The organism is Microcoleus sp. S28C3, assembly GCF_036700785.1.
Classification (GTDB): domain Bacteria; phylum Cyanobacteriota; class Cyanobacteriia; order Cyanobacteriales; family Microcoleaceae; genus Microcoleus; species Microcoleus asticus.
On record NZ_JAUBPO010000082.1, the window covers coordinates 1 to 2,696 of the forward strand.

A 2,696-nucleotide genomic window follows, 5' to 3' on the forward strand; every position below is an offset into this window, starting at 1 on the left:
TAACTTATCTTTAACTGAGCTTTCAGATATCGATCGCTCCTGTTATTGGTTTGCGATCGATTATTCAGCAAGCCCTAGGTAAACCCCGGTCTTTGTGGCGAGTAATTTTGCTGTCCGCAGTCAGCTTGCTGCTATATTATGGATGGTACAAATGGATTATTCAAGAAGAATTGCGTCGCTATAACGGCAGCGGTTGGTCGGGAACCCTTTGCTTGCTGCCCTTTGTTTTAGGAGTAGCCGTCCCCCAAGCTTTGCGGATATTCGACCCTGACGTTCCCGGATGGTTTGGTTGGTTTTCTTTGCTTGGTATTGCTTGGATTTACATCGTGCAGTTCAAACTTTACAACACAGTTAACGAATTGTACCGCCAAGAAGGAATCAAAGAACCGCTAACTGTTTGGTGGCTTTTTGTACCAGGTTTAAATTTAGTGGTCGGCTTGCGGCAAATTCACTTTTTGAGCCAGTTTTGGGCGAAAAGACAGGGAATTGAAGTTAAGGATAACTTAGCCGAAAGCATTCCTTTTCTGTCAGCTAACGCCTAATCTGTATTAAGGCATCTGGACTTTTTGCTGCAATTTCTCTGGGATTTGCAGCCGCCAGTCTATGGATTTATCGCCCCTGTGCCAAGTCAGCGTAGACGATGATTTCCCAACCCAAGATCAGCAGCAGGAGTAGCTCAACCCCACCCAAAATATTGATAGCTAAAGGTGTGCCAGGTACTAAAGCCCAGAAGGAAATCAGGGCAATGATTCCTGACACGACAAAGGTAATTTCATCAACAATAAGTTGCTCGATTTTGCGGCGCGATCGGCGGCGATCGCTGCGGTGGGCAATTTCCCAACCAAAGAGAGATTCTACGTCTGCGTGTTGGGTCTTTTCTTTAACCTTTTCGACCAAGGTAAGCCGAATGTAGCGCCCGATCGCGCTGATCTTTTCATCGTTTACTAGGTAAGTCCAGCCGAGAATCAAGGAAGCCCAGGGGAGGATTAGAAAGGCATAGTAGTTGGCGGAGTTGGAAGCTGCAAAGGACACGATTGTACCGAACAAACCCAAGGTGACGTAGAGGAGGTTGTCTCGGAAACCAATCCGCTGGGTTTGTTCGGCTTTGAGTTTGTCGTATTCTAGCAGCCAGATTTTCAGGATGGGGTCTTCTTCAGTCATTTTGTTCTATGAGCGGGTTTTACTGCTATTGTGCGCGATCTAAACCTCAGATGGAAGACTTTGAGCCAGATATAAAGTAGGTTTTGCTGAACTTGAGGCGATCGCTTTCAAATTGAGGGAGGACGATCTCCCTTCCCAATACCTCTCAAAACCTGAAGCTGATGGATCTGTGTTTACTCCTCTGGGTAAAACTCTTTCAATTTATCTAATTTCTCTTGCCACGAGTCTAGGTTTCTTGACTCGGATTTCTTAACTGATTGAGAGGGGAATTTAGGAAGTTGAGGATTCTTGATGCGTTTTGGCTTAGAGGATAAAATCTGTGGCGAAAACACAGATTGGGATAATACTTCAGGTACTTTAGGTGGTCTAAGCATTCCCATTTGAGGCGTTTGTAGTGGCTCAGTTTCCTCTTCTTTACCAGTCCACCACGGAAATTGACCCTGGGCAATCTCAAGCACTTGTTGATGCAGTAGTGGAGTCAGAAAACCGGGTAAATCAATTTCTTTTTGCAGCATTTTCATTGCTTCCGCTAGTGCTTTTTGTCTTAGCTTGGGATGAGCGAGTGCTTTGATAATGTGTGCATCATTCCGTTTGCACTTACGCTTGTTGTATAGTTGATACTCAATCTCCTGATCCCATCGTCTCAAAATCTGTTGACAAAAATCTATGACCGCATCCGGATCGTTCCAGAAGAATGTCAGGGCAGATGCAACCAGAGGACGGTATTCTGCACGCCAATTATTGAGAACCTGAAGCGCCATCTCTTTTTGCAATTCCGTATCCAATGGTACTTGTAGGGCGGCGATTTTGTGTACAAAATCCAATTTTTTTCCTGCTTGCCAACGCAATAGAATTTCCTCGGCAACTTTTTGAGCTTCTAGTGTGTCACTCGCAACGGTAATGCAAAGACAGAGCACTTGAGGGTCTTGCCCTAGTGTAGTGAGCAGTTGACGCGCCTCTTCTTTGGCTTCTTGCCCTAGCAATTTCAAACAGCGACAGAGTACTTCCTTGTCTTGGCCGCGTGTGGAGAGGAGGACGCGCGCCTCTGGTTTGGCTTCTTGTCCTAGCACATCCAAACAGCGACAGATTACTTGATGGTCTTGCCCTTGTGTAGTGAGCAGTTCATGCGCCTCTTCTTTGGCTTCTTGCCCTAGCAATTCCAAACAGCGACAGATTACTTGATGGTTTTGCCGTGGTTTCTTGAGCAGTTCATGCGCCTCTTCTTTGGCTTCTTGCCCTAGCAATTCCAAACAGCGACAGATTACTTGATGGTCTTGCCGTGGTTTCTTGAGCAGTTCATGCGCCTCTTCTTTGGCTTCTTGCCCTAGCAATTCCAAACAGCGACAGATTACTTGATGGTCTTGCCGTGGTTTCTTGAGCAGTTCATGCGCCTCTTCTTTGGCTTCTTGCCCTAGCAATTCCAAACAGCGACAGAGTACTGTAGAGTTTTGCCTGAGTGTGGTGAGGAGGCCGCGCGCCTCTGGTTTGGCTTCTTCCCCTAGCAAATCCAAACAGCGACAGAGTACTTCCTTGTC

Annotated in this window: 3 protein-coding genes; 1 reads left to right on the top strand and 2 read right to left on the bottom strand. The window is 46.4% G+C overall.

The genetic code is table 11. The features are described from left to right. The first annotated feature begins 50 nt into the window (after positions 1–50). Entirely contained in the window at positions 51–542 is a 492-nt protein-coding gene (locus tag QUA13_RS22450; RefSeq protein WP_333202027.1) for a hypothetical protein, read from the top strand. Positions 543–609: 67 nt separating this feature from the next. Here the strand turns inward: QUA13_RS22450 and QUA13_RS22455 are convergent, their stop codons facing one another. Both QUA13_RS22455 and QUA13_RS22460 read right to left on the bottom strand, forming a co-directional pair. Then, positions 610–1,161, bottom strand: a complete 552-nt coding sequence (locus QUA13_RS22455; RefSeq protein ID WP_333202029.1) for a hypothetical protein — start codon at positions 1,159–1,161, stop codon at positions 610–612. Between the two features lie 173 nt (positions 1,162–1,334). Continuing rightward, a partial coding sequence (locus QUA13_RS22460) for a hypothetical protein (protein WP_333202031.1) occupies positions 1,335–2,696 on the bottom strand: 1,362 nt, incomplete at its 5' end.

Coding starts and splice junctions, on each gene's coding strand:
- QUA13_RS22455 (WP_333202029.1), bottom strand. CDS start 1,161: ATGACTGAAGAAGACCCCATCCTGAAAATCTGGCTGCTAGAATACGAC.